19 protein-coding genes are annotated in these 19,393 nt (G+C 69.6%); 1 reads left to right on the forward strand and 18 read right to left on the reverse strand.

What is annotated here, in order from left to right:
* Window positions 1-16 precede the first annotated feature (16 nt).
* Window positions 17-1,069 carry an aspartate-semialdehyde dehydrogenase gene (asd, locus tag IPG05_06060; protein ID MBK6494649.1) on the forward strand — a complete coding sequence of 351 codons (1,053 nt, stop codon included), beginning with the start codon at window positions 17-19 and terminating at the stop codon, window positions 1,067-1,069.
* Here asd and IPG05_06065 read toward each other — a convergent pair.
* The 18 genes from IPG05_06065 to IPG05_06150 all read right to left on the reverse strand — a co-directional run bounded on the left by IPG05_06065 (window position 1,049) and on the right by IPG05_06150 (window position 19,348).
* A complete protein-coding gene (locus IPG05_06065) occupies window positions 1,049-2,230 on the reverse strand; it encodes a GGDEF domain-containing protein (GenBank protein MBK6494650.1) in 1,182 nt (393 codons plus the stop codon). The genes asd and IPG05_06065 overlap by 21 nt on opposite strands.
* Entirely contained in the window at window positions 2,227-3,852 is a 1,626-nt protein-coding gene (locus IPG05_06070; GenBank protein ID MBK6494651.1) for a 4Fe-4S dicluster domain-containing protein, read from the reverse strand. Before IPG05_06070 ends, IPG05_06065 begins: the two co-directional genes overlap by 4 nt.
* A gap of 79 nt (window positions 3,853-3,931) precedes the next feature.
* Complete coding sequence (gene nadC / locus IPG05_06075; protein MBK6494652.1) at window positions 3,932-4,795, reverse strand: carboxylating nicotinate-nucleotide diphosphorylase; 864 nt, start codon at window positions 4,793-4,795, stop codon at window positions 3,932-3,934.
* Complete coding sequence (gene nadA / locus IPG05_06080; protein MBK6494653.1) at window positions 4,788-5,762, reverse strand: quinolinate synthase NadA; 975 nt, start codon at window positions 5,760-5,762, stop codon at window positions 4,788-4,790. Before nadA ends, nadC begins: the two co-directional genes overlap by 8 nt.
* Before the next feature lie 17 nt (window positions 5,763-5,779).
* Window positions 5,780-7,267 (reverse strand): L-aspartate oxidase, encoded by a 1,488-nt coding sequence (gene nadB, locus IPG05_06085; protein MBK6494654.1) that lies wholly within the window; start codon window positions 7,265-7,267, stop codon window positions 5,780-5,782.
* A 3-nt stretch (window positions 7,268-7,270) separates the two neighbouring features.
* Window positions 7,271-8,239, reverse strand: coding sequence for an electron transfer flavoprotein subunit alpha/FixB family protein (locus tag IPG05_06090; GenBank protein MBK6494655.1), 969 nt, complete (start codon window positions 8,237-8,239; stop codon window positions 7,271-7,273).
* A 2-nt stretch (window positions 8,240-8,241) separates the two neighbouring features.
* Entirely contained in the window at window positions 8,242-8,991 is a 750-nt protein-coding gene (locus tag IPG05_06095; GenBank protein MBK6494656.1) for an electron transfer flavoprotein subunit beta/FixA family protein, read from the reverse strand.
* A 137-nt stretch (window positions 8,992-9,128) separates the two neighbouring features.
* The gene (locus tag IPG05_06100; protein MBK6494657.1) at window positions 9,129-10,319 is read right to left on the reverse strand and encodes an acyl-CoA dehydrogenase family protein; all 1,191 of its coding nucleotides are present in this window, start codon (window positions 10,317-10,319) and stop codon (window positions 9,129-9,131) included.
* A 127-nt stretch (window positions 10,320-10,446) separates the two neighbouring features.
* Window positions 10,447-11,604: an acyl-CoA dehydrogenase family protein gene (locus tag IPG05_06105; protein MBK6494658.1), complete on the reverse strand. Its 1,158-nt coding sequence runs from the start codon at window positions 11,602-11,604 to the stop codon at window positions 10,447-10,449.
* Window positions 11,605-11,660: 56 nt separating this feature from the next.
* A complete protein-coding gene (locus IPG05_06110; GenBank protein MBK6494659.1) occupies window positions 11,661-12,407 on the reverse strand; it encodes a SprT-like domain-containing protein in 747 nt (248 codons plus the stop codon).
* The gene (locus IPG05_06115; GenBank protein MBK6494660.1) at window positions 12,400-13,251 is read right to left on the reverse strand and encodes a metallophosphoesterase; all 852 of its coding nucleotides are present in this window, start codon (window positions 13,249-13,251) and stop codon (window positions 12,400-12,402) included. Before IPG05_06115 ends, IPG05_06110 begins: the two co-directional genes overlap by 8 nt.
* Entirely contained in the window at window positions 13,248-14,621 is a 1,374-nt protein-coding gene (locus tag IPG05_06120; GenBank protein ID MBK6494661.1) for a hypothetical protein, read from the reverse strand. Before IPG05_06120 ends, IPG05_06115 begins: the two co-directional genes overlap by 4 nt.
* Window positions 14,618-14,854: a hypothetical protein gene (locus IPG05_06125; protein MBK6494662.1), complete on the reverse strand. Its 237-nt coding sequence runs from the start codon at window positions 14,852-14,854 to the stop codon at window positions 14,618-14,620. The genes IPG05_06120 and IPG05_06125 overlap by 4 nt, the downstream gene beginning before the upstream one ends.
* Window positions 14,855-14,882: 28 nt before the next feature.
* Window positions 14,883-15,899, reverse strand: coding sequence for an NAD-dependent isocitrate dehydrogenase (locus IPG05_06130; GenBank protein MBK6494663.1), 1,017 nt, complete (start codon window positions 15,897-15,899; stop codon window positions 14,883-14,885).
* A gap of 4 nt (window positions 15,900-15,903) precedes the next feature.
* Complete coding sequence (locus IPG05_06135) at window positions 15,904-16,551, reverse strand: hypothetical protein (GenBank protein ID MBK6494664.1); 648 nt, start codon at window positions 16,549-16,551, stop codon at window positions 15,904-15,906.
* Window positions 16,552-16,560: 9 nt separating this feature from the next.
* Window positions 16,561-17,427, reverse strand: a complete 867-nt coding sequence (locus IPG05_06140) for an SDR family oxidoreductase (GenBank protein ID MBK6494665.1) — start codon at window positions 17,425-17,427, stop codon at window positions 16,561-16,563.
* A gap of 77 nt (window positions 17,428-17,504) precedes the next feature.
* Complete coding sequence (locus IPG05_06145) at window positions 17,505-18,278, reverse strand: response regulator transcription factor (GenBank protein MBK6494666.1); 774 nt, start codon at window positions 18,276-18,278, stop codon at window positions 17,505-17,507.
* Window positions 18,275-19,348: a histidine kinase gene (locus IPG05_06150; protein MBK6494667.1), complete on the reverse strand. Its 1,074-nt coding sequence runs from the start codon at window positions 19,346-19,348 to the stop codon at window positions 18,275-18,277. The genes IPG05_06145 and IPG05_06150 overlap by 4 nt, the downstream gene beginning before the upstream one ends.
* Window positions 19,349-19,393: the final 45 nt, after the last annotated feature.

Genomic DNA, 19,393 nt, shown 5'->3' on the forward strand with positions numbered 1-19,393 from the left:
GGATAGATTCTCCCGCATGACCAAGCTCCCCGTGGCCATCCTCGGCGCCACCGGCACCGTCGGCCAGAAGTTCATCGCGCTCCTCGCGGAGCATCCCTGGTTCGAGATCGTCCAGCTGGCCGCCTCGGCGGCCCGCGACGGCAAGCGCTTCGGCGACGAAGTGCGCTGGCGCGAGCTGACGCCGCTCCCTGACCACATCGCCGAGATGCGCCTCACGACCGTGGCCCCGATGGCCGGCGTTCGGATTGCCTTCTCGGCGCTGGACGCGCCGGTGGCGCGCGAGGTCGAGCCCGCTTTCGCCGCGGCGGGCGTCTTCGTGGTGAGCAACGCGTCGGCCTTCCGGATGGCCGATGACGTGCCGCTGCTGATCCCGGAGGTCAACGCCGATCACCTCGCCCTGCTCGCACGGCAGCGGCGCGAGCGCGGATGGACCGGTGCAATCGTCGTGAATCCCAACTGCTCCACCGCCGCGCTGGTGACGGCGATCGCGCCGCTCCACCGCGCCTACGGCCTTCGCAAGGCCGTGGTCGCCACGCTGCAGGCCGCGTCGGGCGCGGGATATCCGGGGGTGCCGTCGCTCGACCTCCTCGGCAACGTGATCCCGCTGATCGGGGGCGAAGAGGAGAAGATCGAGGCGGAGCTGCGGAAGATCCTCGGCCGTGTGGAGGGGGAGCGGATCGTCGAGGCGGAGATCGTGACCAGTGCGATGGTGCACCGCGTCCCCGTGGTCGACGGACACATGGTGAGTGCGTCGCTGGAGTTCGACACCGCGCCGACGCCGATCGAGGCGATCGCGACGCTGCGCGCCTTCCGCGGCACCGACCCGGTGCCGACGCTGCCGAGTTCGCCGGCACTGCCCGTGGAAGTGGATGACCGCCCGGACCGGCCGCAGTCACGGCTCGACCTCGACCGCGGCCGCGGGATGACGGTCACGGTCGGACGCGTGCGGCCCTGCCCGCTGCATCATCTGCGGCTGGTGGCGTTGGGACACAACCTGGTGCGGGGAGCGGCTGGCGCCGCGGTGCAGAATGCCGAACTGCTGGTGGCGTCAGGCCTGCTCGAAGAGTGACAGCATCCCTTCGGTGCCGGGACCGACGACCCGGTTCCGGCCCGCCGCCTTGGCCTCGTAGAGCCGGGCATCGGCGATTTCGAGCAGGCCGTCCATCGTGCGCGCATCGACACCCCAAGCCGCCATCCCGATCGAGACCTGGACCCGCGCCGTCCCACCCTTCGGCAACGTGATGTCGGTCAGCCCGACCGCGACGCGCACCTGATCGAGCGCGTCCAGCGCACTCTGCACATCGGCACCCGGCAGCACAATCAGGACCTCCTCACCGCCATACCGCGCCACCATGTCGCTGCGCCGCAGCCGGTCCTTCAGCACCGTCGCCAGCGCGCGCAGCGCGGCATCGCCGGCGGCGTGCCCGTGCGTGTCATTGAACTCCTTGAAGCGATCGACATCGAGCAGCGCCACGACGAGGGCGCTCCGCGTCCGCGCGGTGCGCAGCACCTCGTTGACGAGGTACTCCTCGGCGTACAATCGATTGAAGAGCCCCGTGAGCCGATCGTTGGTGCTCATCTTGCGGAGGCGCTGGGTGCGGCCGACGATCGAGAGCGCCACGACGGTCATCGCCCCGATCACCACCACCCGGGACACCTGCGCCGCCCATGAGAAGGTGCCGTACTCCTCGCTCCCGACGAGCAGCCCGTCGCCCCGGTGCGTGGCCCAGGTGAGTGCGGTGAGCCCGAGATGCTGGGTGGCGGCCATGATGCCGGTCACCAGGGTCACGCGCTGGTCGTAACGCAGCGCCGAGGCGGCGATGGCGATCAGGTACGCTTCCCAGACGACGCGGGAGTTGGTGGTGATGATCGGGCGCTGCACCACCCAGAAGGCAAAGAGCGACATCGACACCAGCGAGACGTCCACGGTGGACGAGACGAAGGCGATGCCCTGTCGATAGGTGTGGCTCTGGATGAACCGCTCGAGCACGACGGCCACCAGGACCGCGATGAGCGTGACCGCGAGCCCGACATAGTGCTGGGCGTCACCGGGCTCGAGAAAGAGCGAGAGGATCGGAGCAAGCAGGAGGAAGAAGGTGAGCCAGGTGCGCACCCTGGCCACCAACAACTCGCCGTCCCGTGCCGCATCGGCAAAGGCTTCGTCCGGCGGGGAGGTGATCCACGCGCCGAGTCGGGCCAGCGTGCTGCGCCGCGCGACCGGTGCGGTCACATCAGCCGGTACTTGGGGCCGCTGCCCCCTTCGCGTGGCGTCCACCGCGGGCCGAGCACATCGGTGGCCTTGCAGTCGACACAGTTCGGCGCGTTGACGCGCAGCGTGTTGCCGTCGCGCTCATACACGCCCGCCGGGCAAAGCGCGGCATAGAAATCGGCGACCTCGCCGGTCACGTCGCGTCCGACGATCAGGTGCGACGGGATGGAATCGCGCGTGGCATTGCCCGACTTGAAGACTGCATCGACCTTGCTGAACGTCAGGACGTTGTCGGGCGTGAACGGCACGCCGGGCCCGCTGGCGCGCGGCGCTTCGGCGTCGGCCGGCATCGCGATCCGCCCGCCGGGGAACGCGCCGCCCGTGACGGTCATCAGCCCCGCCTTGAGTGCGCCAGGCAGGAACCCGTCCTTGAAGGCGAGCCGCATGTTCCGCGTCTTGTGCATGTCCTTCACGATCCGCGACTGGCGCACCGCCACGTCATACCCGGCGAGTCGCTCGGCGGGCACGCGCCCCTCCGTGCCCAGTGCCTGGACGATCGTGGTGGCCGCCAGCATCCCCGACTCCATCGCGTAATGGATCCCCTTGAGCGACGGGACGTCGACGAAGCCGGCGGTGTCGCCGATCATCACCACGCCGTCGCCGAAGAGCCGCTCGGGCAGCGAGTAGAAGCCGCCCTCCGGAATCGTCTTGGCGCCCCACTCCAGCATCGTCCCGCCGGTGAGGATCTCCTTGAACAGCGGGTGCAGCTTCATCCGCTGCAACGACTCGTGCACGTCGAGCGAGGCGTCGTGATAGTCGAGGCCGACGACGAGTCCGATCGAGACCTGATTCGGCCCCATCGGATAGCACCACGAGCCACCGAAGGCGTTGCTCGGCAGCGGCCAGCCCAGCGTGTGGATGACGCGGTCGAGCGGCTTGGTGACTTCCCAGACTTCCTTCACGCCGAGCGCGAAGATCTGCGGATTCGGCGAGCCGACACCCTGCCACTCGCGCCACGCCTGCGAGAGCGGACCACGCGATCCCTCGGCGAGCACCACCACGCGCGCAGTGAGGTCGGTCGTCTCCTGGAAGACATCCGTCGGTTGCCCGTCACGATCCAGGCCGCCCGGCGTGGTGCGCACGCCGATCACCTGCTTGCCGTCGACCAGCAGCGACTCGGCCGGGAAGCCAGGGAAGATGTTGATCCCCATCCCTTCGGCCTGTTCGCCGAGCCAACGGACCACCTCGGAGAGCGAGCAGACGAAGTTGCCGTGGTTCTTCATCGTCGGCGGCGTCGGCAGCTTGGTCGCGCCCCCCTCGGTCAGGTAGTAGACCGCCTCACCGGCCACGGGCTGGCGGAAGGGGAAGTCGGCATCCTTCAGGTCGGGAAAGAGGGCGCGAAAGGCCGAGGGGTTGATCACGGCGCCGGAGAGGGAATGCTCCCCCAGGGCGCCGGCCTTCTCGAGCACCCCGATGGCGAGATCCGGATTCGCCTGCGCCAGCTTGATGGCGCACGAGAGCCCCGCCGGGCCGGCCCCGACCACCAGGACATCGAGCTCGATCGCCTCGGGATGGGGCGTTTCCGCCCGGATCATGGTGGCGGGGAGCGACGGCTGATGACGAACGGGGAGGACAACGCCCACGGGGGGAGCTCCGGAACAGGGTGAATCCCGGAATATATAGGGGCGATTCGATGATCGATGATCGATCATCGACCATCGATCATCGAATTTCCAGCCCCAAGTCCGCCGCCGCGACCGAATGCGTCAGCGCCCCGGTCGAGACGAAGTCTGCCCCGGCCAGGGCGTAGGCGCGGATCGTGGCGAGGGTGATGCCCCCGGTGGCCTCGATCTCGAGGGTGGGGCGGACGGCGCGGGCACGGGCGGCCCAGCTGGCCACCGTTTCCGGGGTCTGGTTGTCGATTAGGAGCCGGGTCGCCCCGGCCCCGACCGCCTCGTCGAGCTGCTCGATCGATTCGACCTCGACCTGGAGCCCGGTCACCCCGCCCGCCGCCGCCTCGGCCAACGCGTCGGCGATGGTCCGCCCCGAGGCGCGCAACGCCTGCCAATGATTGTCCTTGACCATCAGCGTCGTGGCCAGGTCGGTGCGGTGCAGCGCGCCACCGCCGGAGAGCACGGCGGCAACCTCGAAGGTGCGGAGCCCCGGGGTGGTCTTTCGGGTGTGCAGGACGCGACAGCCAGTTCCCGCCACGGCGTCGACGTACTGACGCGTCATCGTGGCGATGCCGCAGGCGCGCTGCAACAGGTTCAGCAGCGGGCGCTCGGCACGGAGGATGGCGCGGAGCGGGCCGCGGATGGTACCGAGCACCGTCGGCGTGCCCAGGTGATCGCCATCGGCGACGGACCAGGTCACCGGATCGAGGCCGCAGGCGGCGACGACGGCATCGGCGTACGCCTGCCCGGCGACCACCAGCGGCGCACGGCCCTCGATCACGCCGACACCGTGTTGTCCCTCGGCGATAGTGACGCGCGAGGTGACATCCGCGATGCCATCCTCGGCCAGGGCGAGCGCGGCGACGCGGGCCGCGTCGGCTGCCACCACGCCCGGCGCGCGGGGATCAAGCACCGAGCGCCACCATCCGGTCGATGGCGAGCTTCGCGCGGGTGCGAATCTCGGCCGGCACGTCGATCTCGTACTGATGGTGCCGCAGCGCATCGCGCACATCCTGCAGCGTGATCGTCTTCATGTAGGCGCACTCGGCGGCACGATCGGCCGCGACGAACTTCTTCCCCGGCGCCATCTGTTCCATCCGGTGGATGATCCCCGTCTCGGTCGCGATGATGAAGGTGTCGGCCGCGAGCGTCTTGGTGAGCTGGATCATCCCTTCCGTCGAGGCGATATGGATCCCCTCGGGCGGGAGGTCGCCATCGGCCATCCGATAGAGGAGGCGGGAGGCACAGCCGCACTCGGGATGCACCAGCACTTCGGCGCCCGGGTGCGCGGCGCGCGCCGCCTCGAGATTGGCGATGTCGATCCCGGCGTGCACGTGGCACTCTCCCATCCACACTTCCACGCGGCGGTGCGGCCGCATCCGGCGAACGTGCGCGCCGAGGAACATGTCGGGGAGGAAGAGGATGCCCTTCTCCTCGGGGATCGCGTCGATCACCTCGAGGACGTTGCCGCTGGTGCAGCAGTAGTCCAGCTCCGCCTTCACCGCCGCGGTGGTGTTGACGTACCCGACGGCGACGTACTCGGGAAAGTCCTGACGCCAGCCGCGCACCTCTTCGGGAGTGATGGTGTCGGCGAGGGAACAGCCGGCCGCGAGGTCCGGCAGCAGCACCGCCTTCTCGGGCGCGAGCACCTTGGCGGTCTCCGCCATGAAGTGCACGCCGCAGAAGACGATCACATCCTCGGTGACGCCGGCGGCACGCCGCGAGAGGCCGAGCGAGTCGCCGACGAAGTGCGCCACATCCTGGACTTCGGCACGTTGATAGTTGTGCGCCAGGATGATGGCGTGCTTCTCGACGGCGAGCGCACGAATCTCCGCCTGGAGGGCGGCAATCTGCTCGGGCGACTCGGTGCCGGCTTCGATGACGGGCAAGGCCTTCGTCACGAGGTACTCCGCGGGTTCGGGAAGTCGGTGCGACGATGTCCGCCGCGACTCTCGCGGCGACGACGTGCGCCCCGCGCGATCAGCATGGCGATCCGGAGCTGGTCGGCGACGTGCCAGGCCCCTGGGGGCACCGCGTCGCGCAGGCCGGCCAGTGCGAGTTCCGCCTCGGCGAGTCCGTGCTCGGTGCGGAGCAGTCCGACGTCGCGCGTCATGCAACGGCGCATCGCCGTCAGCAGCACACCACCTCCCTGCTCCGGGCCATGGTCGGCGTCGTCGGGAGCCGGGGCGAACGACGCCGGACGCCACGCCCGCTCTGCCAACTCGCTGCTCACCGCCCGGCCGGCTCGATCGGCGAAGACCAGCCCTTCGAGCAGGGAGTTGGACGCGAGTCGATTGGCGCCGTGCACACCGGTCTGGGCACACTCGCCCACGGCCCAGAGTCCCGGCACGGTCGAGGCACCATCAAGATCGGTCCGGATGCCACCCATCGCGTAGTGCATCGCGGGCGCAATCGGCAGGAGGTCCGCACTGAGCGAGAGGCCATGCTGTGCCACCAGCGCCGCGACGCCGGGGAAGCGCGAGTCGACGTCGGGGATGTGCCGTGCATCGAGGAAGGCCTCCCCGCGGAGCGATGGCCCAGCCACCGCACGCGCCACGATGTCGCGCGGGGCAAGTTCGCCGCGCGGGTCCGCGTCGAAGGTGAAGCGACGGCCGGCGGCATCGACCAACCACGCCCCCGCACCGCGGAGTGCCTCGGTCAGCAACGGGGCGGGATTCACCCCAGCGAGGTGCAGGGCCGTGGGATGGAATTGCAGGAACTCGATGTGCTTCAGCTCGGCACCGACCGCGGAGGCGAGCGCCCAGCCGTCGGCAGTCGCCACGGGCGGGTTGGTGGTCACCTCGAAGAGCTGGCCCACGCCACCGGTCGCGAGAATCACGGCGGGCGCTGCCACCGCCGTGGGGTCTCCGTCGGTGTCGAGGAGGATCGCCCCGATCACACGGCCCTCGTGCATCACCAGGCGGCGGACGCGGGTGGACTCTCGCAGTTCGATGCGCGGGTCGGCGCGCACCACCCGACTGAGCGCCGCCACGAGCACCGCCCCCGTGCGATCGCCCTCGGCGTGGATGATGCGCGCGTGCGAGTGCGCCGCCTCCAACCCGAAGCGGAGCGATCCATCGGGTGCCCGATCGAACTCGGCGCCGAGGCCGAGCAGCTCGCGAATGCGATCGGGGCCTTCGTTGACCAGGACGTCGACGGCCTCGGGATCGGTGAGCCCACCCGACGCCGCGATGGTGTCAGCCGCATGCGACGCGGGGGAATCGCCGTCGCCCATGGCGACAGCAATTCCCCCTTGAGCCCACGCCGTGTTCGAGTCGGCCAGCGTCCCCTTGGTCACGAGGAGGACCTCATGGCCCTCCGAAGCGAGTCGCCAGGCAGACCAGAGCCCGGCGATGCCGGTGCCGACGACGAGGGGACGCGACAACCGCTACTGCCCCTTGGCTGCCTTCACCGCGGCGGTCAACGCAGGAACCACCTCGAAGAGGTCGCCCACGATGCCGTAGTCGGCCACCTTGAAGATCGGCGCGTCCTTGTCGCGATTGATCGCGACGATCGTGCGCGCCGTGCGCATTCCGGCGAGGTGCTGAATGGCGCCGGAGACGCCGACCGCGATGTAGAGCTCGGGCGCGACCGTCTTGCCGGTCTGGCCGACCTGCGCGCCATGCTCGATCCAGCCCGCATCGACCACCGCACGCGACGCGCCGACGGCGGCCTCGCCCCCGAACGCCGCGGCCAATGCCTCGAGCAGCCCGAAGTGCTGCGGATCGCCGAGGCCACGGCCACCGGCCACCACCACGCGCGCCTCGGCCACGTCGAGCGTCGCCTTCTCCGGCGCGGCGATGCCGGTCACCACCAGGCGCGGGGTGAACGCCGGCACTGCGATCGATTCGACGGCGCCGGCCTTGCCCGAGGCGGCGGCCGGATAGGCGCCCGGCCGCACGGCGACCACGGCGGTGCCGCTGAACTCGAGCGTCTGGATCGCCTTGCCGGCGTACACCGGGCGCACCACGCGCACCGCGCCGTTCAGCGCGGAGACCGCGGTCACATCCATCCCGCACGGCGCGCCGATGGCGGCGGCAATCCGCGGCGCCAGATCCTTGCCGGTCGCCGTTGCGGCGACGAGCACGGCGGCGTACTGCCCGGCCACCGACTGCACCGTCGCGACGATCGCCTCGGGCGCGTACTGCGCAAAGGCCTCGTGCGAGGCGGTCAGGACGCGATCCGCGCCCGCGGCACCGAGACTCTCGATGCCACTCACGGCACCGGCACCACAGACCAGCGCATCGACGCGGCCACCGAGCTGGTCGGCGAGCTGACGCGCCGCGGTGAGCAATTCATTGGCGCCCTTCCGGACGGCCCCGCCCCGCTGTTCGATCACACAGAGAATGTCGGCCATGGTCAGAGCACCTTCGCTTCAGTCGTGAGGGCCGCCATCAGGGCTGGCACGGCGGCCGCCCCTTCGCCGACAATCCGTCCCGCCTGGCGCTCCGGAGGCAGCGCGAGCGAGACGATGGTGACGCGCGAATCACCGGCCGTGGTCGGGACGATGTCGAGCGGCTTCTTCTTGGCGGCCATGATCCCCTTGAGGCCGGGGAGACGCGGCGTGTTCAGCCCCTTGTCGCAGGTGAAGACGGCCGGCAGCGCGCAATGCGCCGACTCGACGCCGCCCTCGACCTCGCGGGTGACCTTCGCGGTGCCGCCCTCGATGACGAGCGCGGTGATCGCGGTGGCACACGGCCGGCCCAGCAGCTCCGCCACCATCGCACCGGTCTGCTGGCCGTAGTCATCGACGGCGACCTTGCCGAAGAGGATCAGGTCGTAGCCCCCGTCCCGAAGGTGGTCGGCCAGCACGCGTGCATTGGCGAGGCCATCCGCCGACGGCGTCCCCTGCAGGTGCACGGCCCGGTCGACGCCCATCGCGAGCGCGGTCCGCATCGTCTCCTGCACGGCGTCGCCTCCGAAGGCGATCACGACGGTCTCGCCGGCACCCGCCGCATCACGCAGCGCGATTCCGGCCTCGAGGGCGTATTCGTCATACGGATTCGGGACGAACTTCACCCCGGTCTCGTCGATCGACGTGCCGTTCGCCGCGATCGCGATCTTCGCGGTCGTGTCGGGGACGCGGCGGAGGCAGATGGCAATTTTCACGTGCGTGGAGCTCCTGCTGAAAGAAAGTCGTAAGTCGTAGGTCGTAGGTCGTAAGTCGAACCGAATGTCATCCTGAGCGAAGCCCGCGGAGCGGGCGAAGTCGAAGGACCTATGACATACGACCTACGACTTACGACCTAGTACGCGGCGATCCCCGTAATCTCCTGCCCCAAAATCAACGAATGCATGTCATGCGTCCCCTCGTACGTGTACACGCTCTCGAGGTTCGCCATGTGGCGCATCGAGTGGTACTCGACGAGGATGCCGTTGCCGCCGAGAAGTCGGCGCGCTTCGCGGGCGCACTCGCACGCCATGTTGACGTTGTTGCGCTTGGCGAGCGAGACCCGCGACGGCGTGGCCTTCCCCTCGTCCTTGAGGCGGCCGAGCTGCAGCACGAGCAGCTGCGCCTTGGTGATCTCGGTCAGCATCTCGGCGAGGCGTTCCTGCTGCAGCTGCGTCGCGGCGATCGGCTTGCCGAACATCACCCGGTTCGCGGCGTAGCGGCGCGCCTCGTCGTAGCACGCCATCGCCGCGCCGACGCCGCCCCAGGCGATGCCGTAGCGCGCCTGCGTGAGGCACATCAGCGGACTCTTGAGCCCGCCGGAATTCGGCAGCAGCGCGTCCTTCGGGACGTGGACGTCCTGGAGGTGCAGCTCGCTGGTGTCGGAGGCGCGCAACGAGAGCTTCCCCTTCTGGTCCTTCGCCGTGAAGCCGGGGGTGTTGGTCGGCACGATGAAGCCGCGGATGCTCTTCTGGTCGTCGATGTCGCCGGTCTTGGCCCAAATGATCGAGACCGTGGCCTGCGAGCCGTTGGTGATCCACATCTTGGTCCCGTTGAGCACCCAGCCGTCGGCGGTCTCGCGCGCGGTGGTGATCATCCCGCCCGGGTTCGAGCCGTAGTCCGGCTCGGTCAGGCCGAAGCAGCCGATCTCGGTGCCGGCGGCAAGCTTCGGCAACCAGTGCTTCTTCTGCTCCTCGCTCCCGAAGGCGTAGATCGGATACATCACCAAAGCGCCCTGCACCGAGGCGAAGGAGCGGATGCCGCTATCGCCCCGTTCGAGCTCCTGCATGATCAGGCCGTACGCGACGTTGTTCAGCCCGGCGCAGCCGTACTCCTCCGGCAGGTTGGCACCGAGCATGCCCAATTCCGCGATGCCGGGGATCAGCTCCTTCGGGAACCGCCCCTCGAGATAGCACTCCCCGATGACCGGCATCAGCTGGTCGTCGACCCAGGAGCGCACGGTATCGCGCACGGCGCGCTCTTCCTCCGAGAGGAGAGCGTCCATGTCGTAGAAGTCGACCCCAGTGAATTCCGACGAACCTGCCATCATGAGACTCCGTTAGGGACGCGCCAATCTAATGGCGAGCAGCGAGAAGCGAGAAGCGAGAGACGCGAACGGGGACTAGCGCGTTCCCGCTTCTCGCTTCTCGCTTCTCGCTTCTCGTACAATCGCGCTATCTGTATGCAGGAAAACCAGTTAGCTCCTGCCCCACAATCAGCGTGTGCATGTCGTGGGTCCCCTCGTAGGTGTAGACGCTCTCGAGGTTGGCCATGTGGCGCATGGCGTGCCAGCCGCCGAGGATGCCGTTGGCCCCCAGGAGGCGGCGCGCCTCGCGGGCCACGTCGCAGGCCATGTCGACGTTGTGGCGCTTGGCGAGGGAGACCTGCACCGGGGTCATGGCGTCCTGGTCCTTCAGCCGCCCCAGCTGGAGGGCGAGCAGCTGCCCGTTGGTCACCTTGGTCGCCATCTCGGCGAGCCGCTCCTGCTGGAGTTGCGTGGCGGCGATCGGCTTGCCGAACATCTCGCGCTGCAAGGCGTACTGGAGCGCCTCGTCGAAACAGGCGAGGGCGGCACCGAGTGCGCCCCAGACAATGCCGTAGCGCGCCTGGGTGAGGCACATCAGCGGGCTCTTCACGCCGCCCGACCCGGGGAGCAGCGCGTCCTTCGGGAGCTTCACCTGATCGAAGGTCATCGCACTCGACTCCGAGACGCGGAGCGAATGCTTGTCGTCGACACGGTGCACCGTCACCCCAGGCAAGTTCGTCGGCACGAGGAAGCCGCGGATGCTCTTGGGATCGTCGGAGCCGTTGGTCTTGGCCCAGACCACGGCGACATGCGCCGACGGCCCGTTGGAGAGCCACTTCTTGGTGCCGTGCAGCGTCCAGCCGTCGGCGGTCTCGTCGGCGTTGACGATCATGCCGGCAGGATTGCTGCCGAACTCCGGTTCGGTGAGGCCGAAGCAGCCGATGACTTCGCCACGCGCCATCCGCGGCAACCACGCCTGCTTCTGGGCTTCGGAGCCGAAGGCCCAGATCGGGTACATCACCAGCGAGCTCTGCACCGAGGCGAAGGAGCGGATGCCGGAGTCGCAGCGCTCGAGTTCCTGCATGATGAGTCCGTACGCCACGCCCGACAGCCCCGGCCCGCCGTAGGTGGTCGGGATCGTCGGCCCGAGCAGCCCGAGCCCGGCCATCTCGCCGACCAGGTGATGCGGGAAGACGCCGTCGAAGTACCACTGCGAGATGTTCGGCATCAGCGCCGTGTCGACCCAGGCGCGCACGCGATCACGGAGGGCGCGCTCCTCCGCGGTCAGCAGCGACTCGGTGTTCATCAGGTCCACCTGCCGGAAAGCCGGCAGGGGCGCGGGATGGAGCGGGGCGAGCGGCTTCATGCAATCGTTCCGTAGAGATCGAGATGCGAGGGATACCCCGCAGGGGCCGTGGCGTTCGGTCGGATCCCCACTTCCTTCGCCTTCCGGCGGAAGGAGACGCCGTGGTCGAGCGGGTGGCCTGTCTCGCACTGCCATTGGTGCACCATCTCGTGCAGCAGCGTCTCGGTCGCGGCGGGCCAGCCGTCGCGGCGGACGTGACGCCGGGAGAGGGTGATCTCGACGGGGCGACCGTCGTGATCGGCGCGGAACTCGCCCAGCCGCGTCGACATCCGGTCGGACAGCCGGATCGGGATGGTGCCGAGGGCGCCCTGAAAGTGCCGGGCGTTGAGGATCTCGTGCAGCCGCATCAGCCGGCCGATGATGACTTCGTGTTCCGGCGCGACCGGGCGCGGGCCCCGATGCGGCGTGACCCGCGATGGCGCGTGGCGGTCGACGGGAAAGGCGAGGAAGCGACGGCGCGCGACGAGGCGTTCCGCCTTCGGCACCCGTGGGCGCAGGAAGGTGAGGATCGCCGAGAGGACGTCATCGGGCGCCCAGGCGTACCCGGCGTGCAGCCGGAGCCCGTAGCGCGGATGATGGCTCACCAGCACGGTGCGATTGCGCGTGAGCGTGACCATCGTGCCGGGCGCCAGCCCGAGACGGAAGAGACGGTCGGGCAGCGCGCGTTCAGGATCGACGTCGAGTCCGAGGGAGAGCTGCGGCTCGGCGGCGAGCCCCCCGAGGCGTTCGGCGACCTCAGCCACGGGCGGTGGCGGGGTCGGCGACGCGTGGCCGCGCAAAGGCGTGTTCGGGGCCGGGCTGGAAGAGGCCGAGGGCCGCTTCCCAGAGGTAGTGTCGCACGGTGATCGACTCGTCGTCGGCGGTGATGACGTTGCAGGCCGACGGGCGATGACCGCGGGTGCGTGACGTGTGGGTACTCGAGGTGGCGACGACCACGCCGTTGGGCAGCGTGCCGGCGCCTTCTTCGTGATCGTGGCCGCAGAGGACCAGGTCGGTGCCGGCGGCCATCACCTGGCGCCACGCCGCGCGCCAGCGCGCCAGGCCCATGCGCCGCGAGATGCCACCGCGCAGCAGGTTTTGATGCATCACCATGATGCGCAGCAACTCCGGGCCTTCCTCGGCGAAGCGGGTGCCAGCGCGTTCGGTTTCCCGCGCCGGCAGGTGCCCCTTCACCGCCATGTCGTTCAGGTTGTACGTCATCGAGCCGGCGGTGACGCCGTACGAGGTCAGCACGCCGCAGAGCACCGCGCCTTCGATGACCAGCGTCGGCGTGAGGTCGACGCCGAAGTAGCGGGTGTACTTCTCGTACTTGGCGGCGGCACCGATGACGTCGAACGGCGTGGTCCACCACTCGACGTCGTGATTGCCCGGCACCACCAGCGTCGGGGCGATCCGGCGCATCGCCTGCACGAAGTCGAGCGCGCGCTGGAACTCGCCGTGCCGGGCACGCTGCGTCAGGTCGCCGGCGATGACGACCGCCGACGGCGACAGGGCGGTGGCCAGGGCTTCGAGCCCGGCCACTTGTGCCAAGTCGGCGTCCCGACCGAAATGCAGGTCGGAGCACTGGAGCAGCGTGATGGGGGTCACCAGACCACGCGCACACGGTAGGTCAACGTCGCCTTCCCCTTGGCCGGCACCGTCACCGGGAAGACGGCGCGGGTCGCCGAGCGCTTCTGCACCGGCACCGAGCTCTCGACGATCGACCACTCACCGCCACGATCCTCGCGCACCTCGACCACCACCGCCGAGTCCTTGGCGTTCTGCAGGTCGACGCGATACGACGCCATCGCGATGGTGCGATTGGTGTTTGGCGCCGTGCTGCGCGTGGTCGTGAACGCCGTCTGCGTCCGCTTCGCGGTCACGTCGAAGGCCGTCCCGGTCGAGATGTTGAGCTCCTCTCCCGGCGCGGTGTGGCCGATCGCGCCCATCCCGATCAACTGCAGCCGCCCCGCCTTGTCGGTATCGAAGACCTGCACGCCACCACCCGGGAGCGGGAGGTCGCCGAAGGTCGTGCCGAGCTTCCGCTCAAGCCGGTACGTGACCGCGACCGGCACCTCGCGTTCATCCTCTTCCTGCGCGAAGCCGCCCCAGAACGGAATGCCGCCTGACACCGTGAAGCGCCGCTCGGCGCGCGCCGGCGTCGGGTCGAAGAGCGGCGTGACCAGCTGCGTCCCGGGCGTGAAGGTGATCCGCCCCGGCAACGTGTAGAGCCGCGCCTCGCCGACCGCTTCCTGCGACGGCGCGGCGTCTTCGAACGCATTGACGGCCTTGGCCGACATCGCATACGCGCGAGGCGACGGGCTCGGTGCCTGCACCCCGATATCCCCGGCGAGCAACTGCACCTCGGCATTCGCCAGGTCGAGCGTCCCGCTCATGATCGACGCCGCGCCTTCGATCCGGCCGGCAGCGCCCAGGATGAGCGAATAGGAAACGCCCCATGACGCGCCGCTCGTGGCGTACAGCATCTTCACGCTGCTGCGCGCCCGGTCGCTGGTCAGCGTCAGGTCGCTGACCGGCGTCGACGGCACGCGGGAGGGTTCCCAGCGAATCTGGCCGGGGCGACCGAAGAGGATCGCGCCGCCGACCTGCCACCGCTCCGGCTGCAGTGCGATGAGCCGCGCGGAGATCACGGACATCCCGGTGCCGTTCATCCGCTCGAACTGGAACTCCTCGCCGATATGCCGCCGCAGCAGCGCCTCTTCCGTCGACGCACCGTCGAAGGAGACGCGGCCGAGCTTCACGCCCGGCTCGAGGAGCATCAGCGATGCCGGCTCGAAGATCCCGAGCGGCAGCGACACCGTCGACGTGCCGGCGGCGATCGCGGCGGGGAGCGTGCGACGGATCAGCACTCGTCCGGAATTGAAGAGGGTGACGGACGGGCCGTCCGCCGATTGTTGCGCTGCCACCATCGCCGGCGCCACGAGCGCGAGCATCGCCAATCGCAGGGTTCGAGTCATCGCTGCATCTCCTCGGCCACACGGCCGGCAATCTTGTAAACCAGGACGGCGACCACCGGAACGGCGATCACGGCATACCACTGGCCTTCGGGAGACGTCGCTGGGCGTGTCAGGCTCCACGCCGCCGTGACCGCCCCCGCCAGCAGGGCCGCCCGGCGGGCCACCAACGTGACCCGACGCCGCCAGCGCTTCTGGCAGTCCGGGCACCGTTCGTTGAAATCGATGTCGGGCACCCGTCGCCCGCAATCACTGCAAGGGACCTCAGGCCACCCGAGCGGCGACGGCACGGCCGAACTCCTCGGTGGATGCGCTGCCGCCGAGGTCACGGGTGCGGACCCCATCGGCCACGATCGTGGCCACCAGCCCGCGGCGGACTCGGTCGGCCGCGGCGTGCTCACGGAGGTGGTCGAGCATCATCGCCGCCGCGAGGATCAGCGCCGACGGGTTGGCGAGCCCCTGCCCCGCGATGTCGGGGGCCGAGCCGTGCACCGCCTCGAAGATCGCCGCCGACTCGCCGATGTTGCCACCGGGTGCGAGGCCGAGGCCGCCGACCAGGCCGCTGATCTCGTCGGAGAGAATGTCGCCGAAGAGATTGGTGGTGACGATCACGTCGAACTGCTCCGGCTTCAGCACCAGCTGCATCGCCGCGTTGTCGACAATCAGGTCGTTGAACGCGACGCGTCCCTCGTACTCCTTGGCGATCTCGCGGCCGATCTCGAGAAAGAGGCCAGTGGTGAACTTGAGGATGTTCGCCTTGTGCACCAGGGACACCTTCTTGCGACCATGGCGCACCGCGTACTCGAACGCGTACCGAATCACCCGCTCCGAGTTGGCGCGCGTCACGATCGCCACCGACTCCGCCTGGCCGTGCGGATCGCCGTTGACCTCGACGTACCGCTCCTGCCCGATGTACAACCCCTCGAGGTTCTCGCGCACCAGCACGATGTCGATGCCGTCGAAGCGGCCGCCGGGAACGATGGTCTTCGCGGGCCGCACGTTGGCGAAGAGGGCGAACTCCTTCCGGAGCGCGACATTGACCGAGCGGAAGCCGCCACCGACCGGCGTCGTGAGCGGACCCTTGAGCGCGAGGTTGGTGCGGCGGATCGACTCGAGCGTCGCCTCCGGCATCGGATCGCCAGTGGCCTCGACCGCCGCCATCCCGCCGAGCTGACGGTCCCACGCGAACGAGAGGCCGGTGGCCGCGAGCACATGCAGCGTGGCGTCGGTGATTTCTGGACCGATGCCGTCGCCGGGAATGAGCGTGATGGTGTGCGTCATGGACTCAGTTGAAATCGGGGAGGATCCTGGCGACGGCAGCGGCGAGTGCTGCCGCCGGCGTCGCGGCAATCGCGAACGGGGTGCTGCGCCAGAGCAGCGCGCCACTGCGTGCATCGGCCAGCACCAGCACCACTTCGGCGCGGATGCCGCCCGGCACCGACTGGAAGCGCACCGCCGCCGGCACCATCACCTGGCGGCCGTTGGTGAGTGCGGCGAGCATGCGGAGCTGCGAGAAGAGCGGGTCCGGGATGCGCTTGAGGCCGTCGGCCCGCAGCATCGCCTGTCCCATCTTGTCGGGATCGTTGATGGTGCCCGGCGCGCGGCGCGCGATGCGGCGCAGTTCCTCTCCCAACAGCCACGTCACCTCGGGGCCGCGCATCTGCAGCACCTCGCCGACCAGCGAGTCGGCCCAGCGAAGCCGGCCATGCAAGTCGGCCGGCAGCCCGATGCTCGATGCGGAATCGGCCACCAGGTAGGTCACCGGCAACACCGGAATCGACTGCCCGGCGAGCGGCGACAACAACAGCGCCGGGGCCGGCGCGAGCTTCGGTTCCTTCGCTTCCTTGGTGGCCTGTGCGCAGGCTGGCGCCGCCACGCAGACGAGCATGGCAGCGAGAAGCAGCGCAGGATGGTGGGAGGCGGGGAATTTCACCGCGGAAAGCTATTCCAGCGAGAGCCCGCCGTCTACGGCGATGACTTGCCCCGTCACGTGGCGTGCCGCATCGGAACAGAGGAAGGCGATCACGGCGGCGACATCCTCCGGCTCCGCGAGGCGGCCCAGCACGGCACGCTTCTGGGCCCGCTCGATGACGTCGGGGGGCAGCTCGTCGAGGCGCTCGGTATGCACGAAGCCCGGGGCCACGGCGTTGACGTTCACATTCGAGGGGCCGAGCTCCACCGCGGCGGCACGCGTGAAGCCTTCCAGCGCTGCCTTGCTGGCGGCGTAATTGGCGACCCCGAAGCCGGGACGCGCGGCCTGGTGCGCCGAGATGTTGACGACCTTGCCCCAGTGCTGCCGGCGGAAGTGGGGCGCGCAGGCCGCCACGCAATGGAAGGCGCCAGCTACGTTGGTGTCGAAGACGGTGGTCCATGCCTCTTCCGTCATCCGCCACAGCGCGCCATCGCGGGCGATACCGGCGTTGTTGACGAGACAGTCCACCGTCCCGAAGCGGCGCACCACCTCGGCGATGAAGGCATCGACCTGGGCTCGGTCCCGCACGTCGCAGCGCGCGGCATAGACCTCGGCGCCCATCGTCGTGAGGGTGGCCTCGGTCATCAGGGCGGTGGCCTCGACGTCGCGCCCCCCCATCTCGAACCAGCAAAAGGCGACCCGATACCCCAGCCGACCGAACTCGAGGGCAATGGTACGGCCGAGGCCGGTGGCGCCGCCCGTGACGACGGCGACACGCCCCGGCGTCACGGCGTCGACGGCCGCGGGGCGGGGTTCAGTCTCGGGGATCGGCTCGGCGACCGACGCGGCAAGGGCGGCCGACCAAGGATCGGGGGCGGCGCCGGGGTACGGGGACATATCCAGCGAAGCTACGGGTCGAAGCGGCGGGGGGCAACGGCAGGCAGCGCCGAGGGGGACTGAAGAACGCCGTGGGGTCAGGCCACCCCGCCAAAGCGTGCCTCGAAGGCGTCGCGGTAGGAGCGGGTGAGAACCAGGCGGCCGCCGCCCTCCAGCAGGAGCTCCTGGTCGCCGTCGCCCAGGGGGCGCAGCTCCCGGACCAGCCGCAGGGCGACGATGGCGGAGCGGTGGATCCTGGCGAAGCGCTTCGGGTCGAGGAGGGCCTCGAGGTCGCGCATGGTCCGGCGGGAGAGGTGGACGCCCTCTGCGGTATGCAGCCGGACGTAGTTGTCGGCCGCCTCGATCCAGCGAATGTCGGCGACCTCCAGTACCGTGGTCCGGCCGACCCCACGCGCCGCGATCCGTTCGAGGTACTCCACCGGGGCGACCAACTGCCTCGCCGCGAGCACCGCGATGCTCCGTGCCAGGGCCTCGCCCTGATCTCGGCCGATCCGCGCCCGCACCCGATCGACCGCCTTGGCGAGCCGGGCGGGGTCGAAGGGCTTCAAGAGGTAGTCCACAGCCTGTGCCTCGAACGCCTGCACGGCATACTCATCGAACGAGGTGACGAAGACGACGGCGGGGGCGTGGGCGGGGTCGAGTTCGGCGACGACGCCGAGGCCGTCGAGCCCCGGCATGCGGATGTCGAGGAAGAGCGCATCGGGGTGGGTGCGGTCGACGAGGTCGAGGACTTCGAGACCGTTCTTCGCCTCGCCCACCACCGTGACGTCGGGCAGCGATGCGAGGAGGCGCACGAGGTCGGCGAGCAGCAGTGGCTCGTCGTCGGCGGCCACGACGCGCATGGTGCTCACGCCGGGAGCTCGATGACCGTCTCGACGCCACCCGCCTCTGCCGCGCGGAGCGTCAACGAGGCCGCGACACCGTAGCGTGCGGCGAGTCGCTCCCGCGTCGTCGCGAGACCGACCCCCTCACGCGGCGTCGCAGGGAGTGGCGCGCCGTCGTTCCAGACGATGAGCCGCAGGCACTGCGGCTCGCGCGTGGCGGTGATCCGCAGCCGACCACCCTCGGGGAGGACCGCGAGGCCGTGGCGCAGCGCATTCTCGACGATCGGTTGCAGCAGGAAGCGCGGCACCATCACCGCCTCGGTGTCGGGGGCGACGACCCACTCCACATGCAGCCGATCGGCAAAGCGCGTCTCCTCGATCGCGAGGTAGCGCCCCAGGAGCCGACGCTCCTCATGCACCGACACCTCGCCCGACTCCGGTGACGCGAGGGCATCGCGCAACAAGTCGCCGATCTGGGCCAGCATGGTGCGGGCGCGCGCCGGGTCGCTGTCGATGAGCGCGCTCACCGATTGCAGCGCGTTGAAGAGGAAGTGCGGTTCGAGGCGCGCGGCCAGCGCGTCGAGTCGGGCCTGCGTCGCGGTGGCTTCGAGGCGCGAGGCCTGCAGTTCGCGGAGGCGCAGCGCCTCGCGCGTCAGCAGCACGTGGTCGAGCGCCAGGATGGTGACGTATGTGAAGATCGCCAGCGAGAGTCGCGACGAGGTGAGGAGCGTGCGCGTGATCATCTCGCGCGTCAGGGCTTCCGTTGGCGACAGGAGCTGCAGGGAGATCCAGATCAGCACGAACACCGAGACGACGTAGCAGACGGTCATTGCCAACGTATGGACCACCGTCGCGCGCAGCCACGTGGTCCGACTGAACGGGACCCGTCGACCGAGCGCGATGATCAGCGGGGCGAGGCAGAGCCAGCCGACCCAGGCCGCCGCCCCGACGGCGAGGACATCGCCGAGCCTCGCCGCCTCGCCCGAGGCCTTGCGCGAGAGATAGCCCTGAGCCGCCGTCAGCAGCGTGAGCGCGCCGAAGACGGCGAGCAGCAGCCAGGTGGCGGCGCGGGGCGCAGGGCGTTCGGAGGAGGCCATGCCAAGAAGCTAGCGCCGGAATGGGCCGGTCGGGCCGCGGTTCAC

Source organism: Gemmatimonadota bacterium (assembly GCA_016704275.1).
Classification (GTDB): Bacteria; Gemmatimonadota; Gemmatimonadetes; order Gemmatimonadales; family GWC2-71-9; genus Palsa-1233.

Excerpts from the sequence above, each read along its gene's own strand:
- IPG05_06105 (MBK6494658.1), bottom strand. The coding sequence starts at position 11,604 with ATGAACACCGAGTCGCTGCTGACCGCGGAGGAGCGCGCCCTCCGTGAT.
- IPG05_06140 (MBK6494665.1), bottom strand. The coding sequence starts at position 17,427 with ATGTCCCCGTACCCCGGCGCCGCCCCCGATCCTTGGTCGGCCGCCCTT.
- IPG05_06090 (MBK6494655.1), bottom strand. The coding sequence starts at position 8,239 with ATGGCCGACATTCTCTGTGTGATCGAACAGCGGGGCGGGGCCGTCCGG.
- asd (MBK6494649.1), top strand. The coding sequence starts at position 17 with ATGACCAAGCTCCCCGTGGCCATCCTCGGCGCCACCGGCACCGTCGGC.
- IPG05_06120 (MBK6494661.1), bottom strand. The coding sequence starts at position 14,621 with ATGACTCGAACCCTGCGATTGGCGATGCTCGCGCTCGTGGCGCCGGCG.
- IPG05_06130 (MBK6494663.1), bottom strand. The coding sequence starts at position 15,899 with ATGACGCACACCATCACGCTCATTCCCGGCGACGGCATCGGTCCAGAA.
- IPG05_06150 (MBK6494667.1), bottom strand. The coding sequence starts at position 19,348 with ATGGCCTCCTCCGAACGCCCTGCGCCCCGCGCCGCCACCTGGCTGCTG.
- IPG05_06100 (MBK6494657.1), bottom strand. The coding sequence starts at position 10,319 with ATGGCAGGTTCGTCGGAATTCACTGGGGTCGACTTCTACGACATGGAC.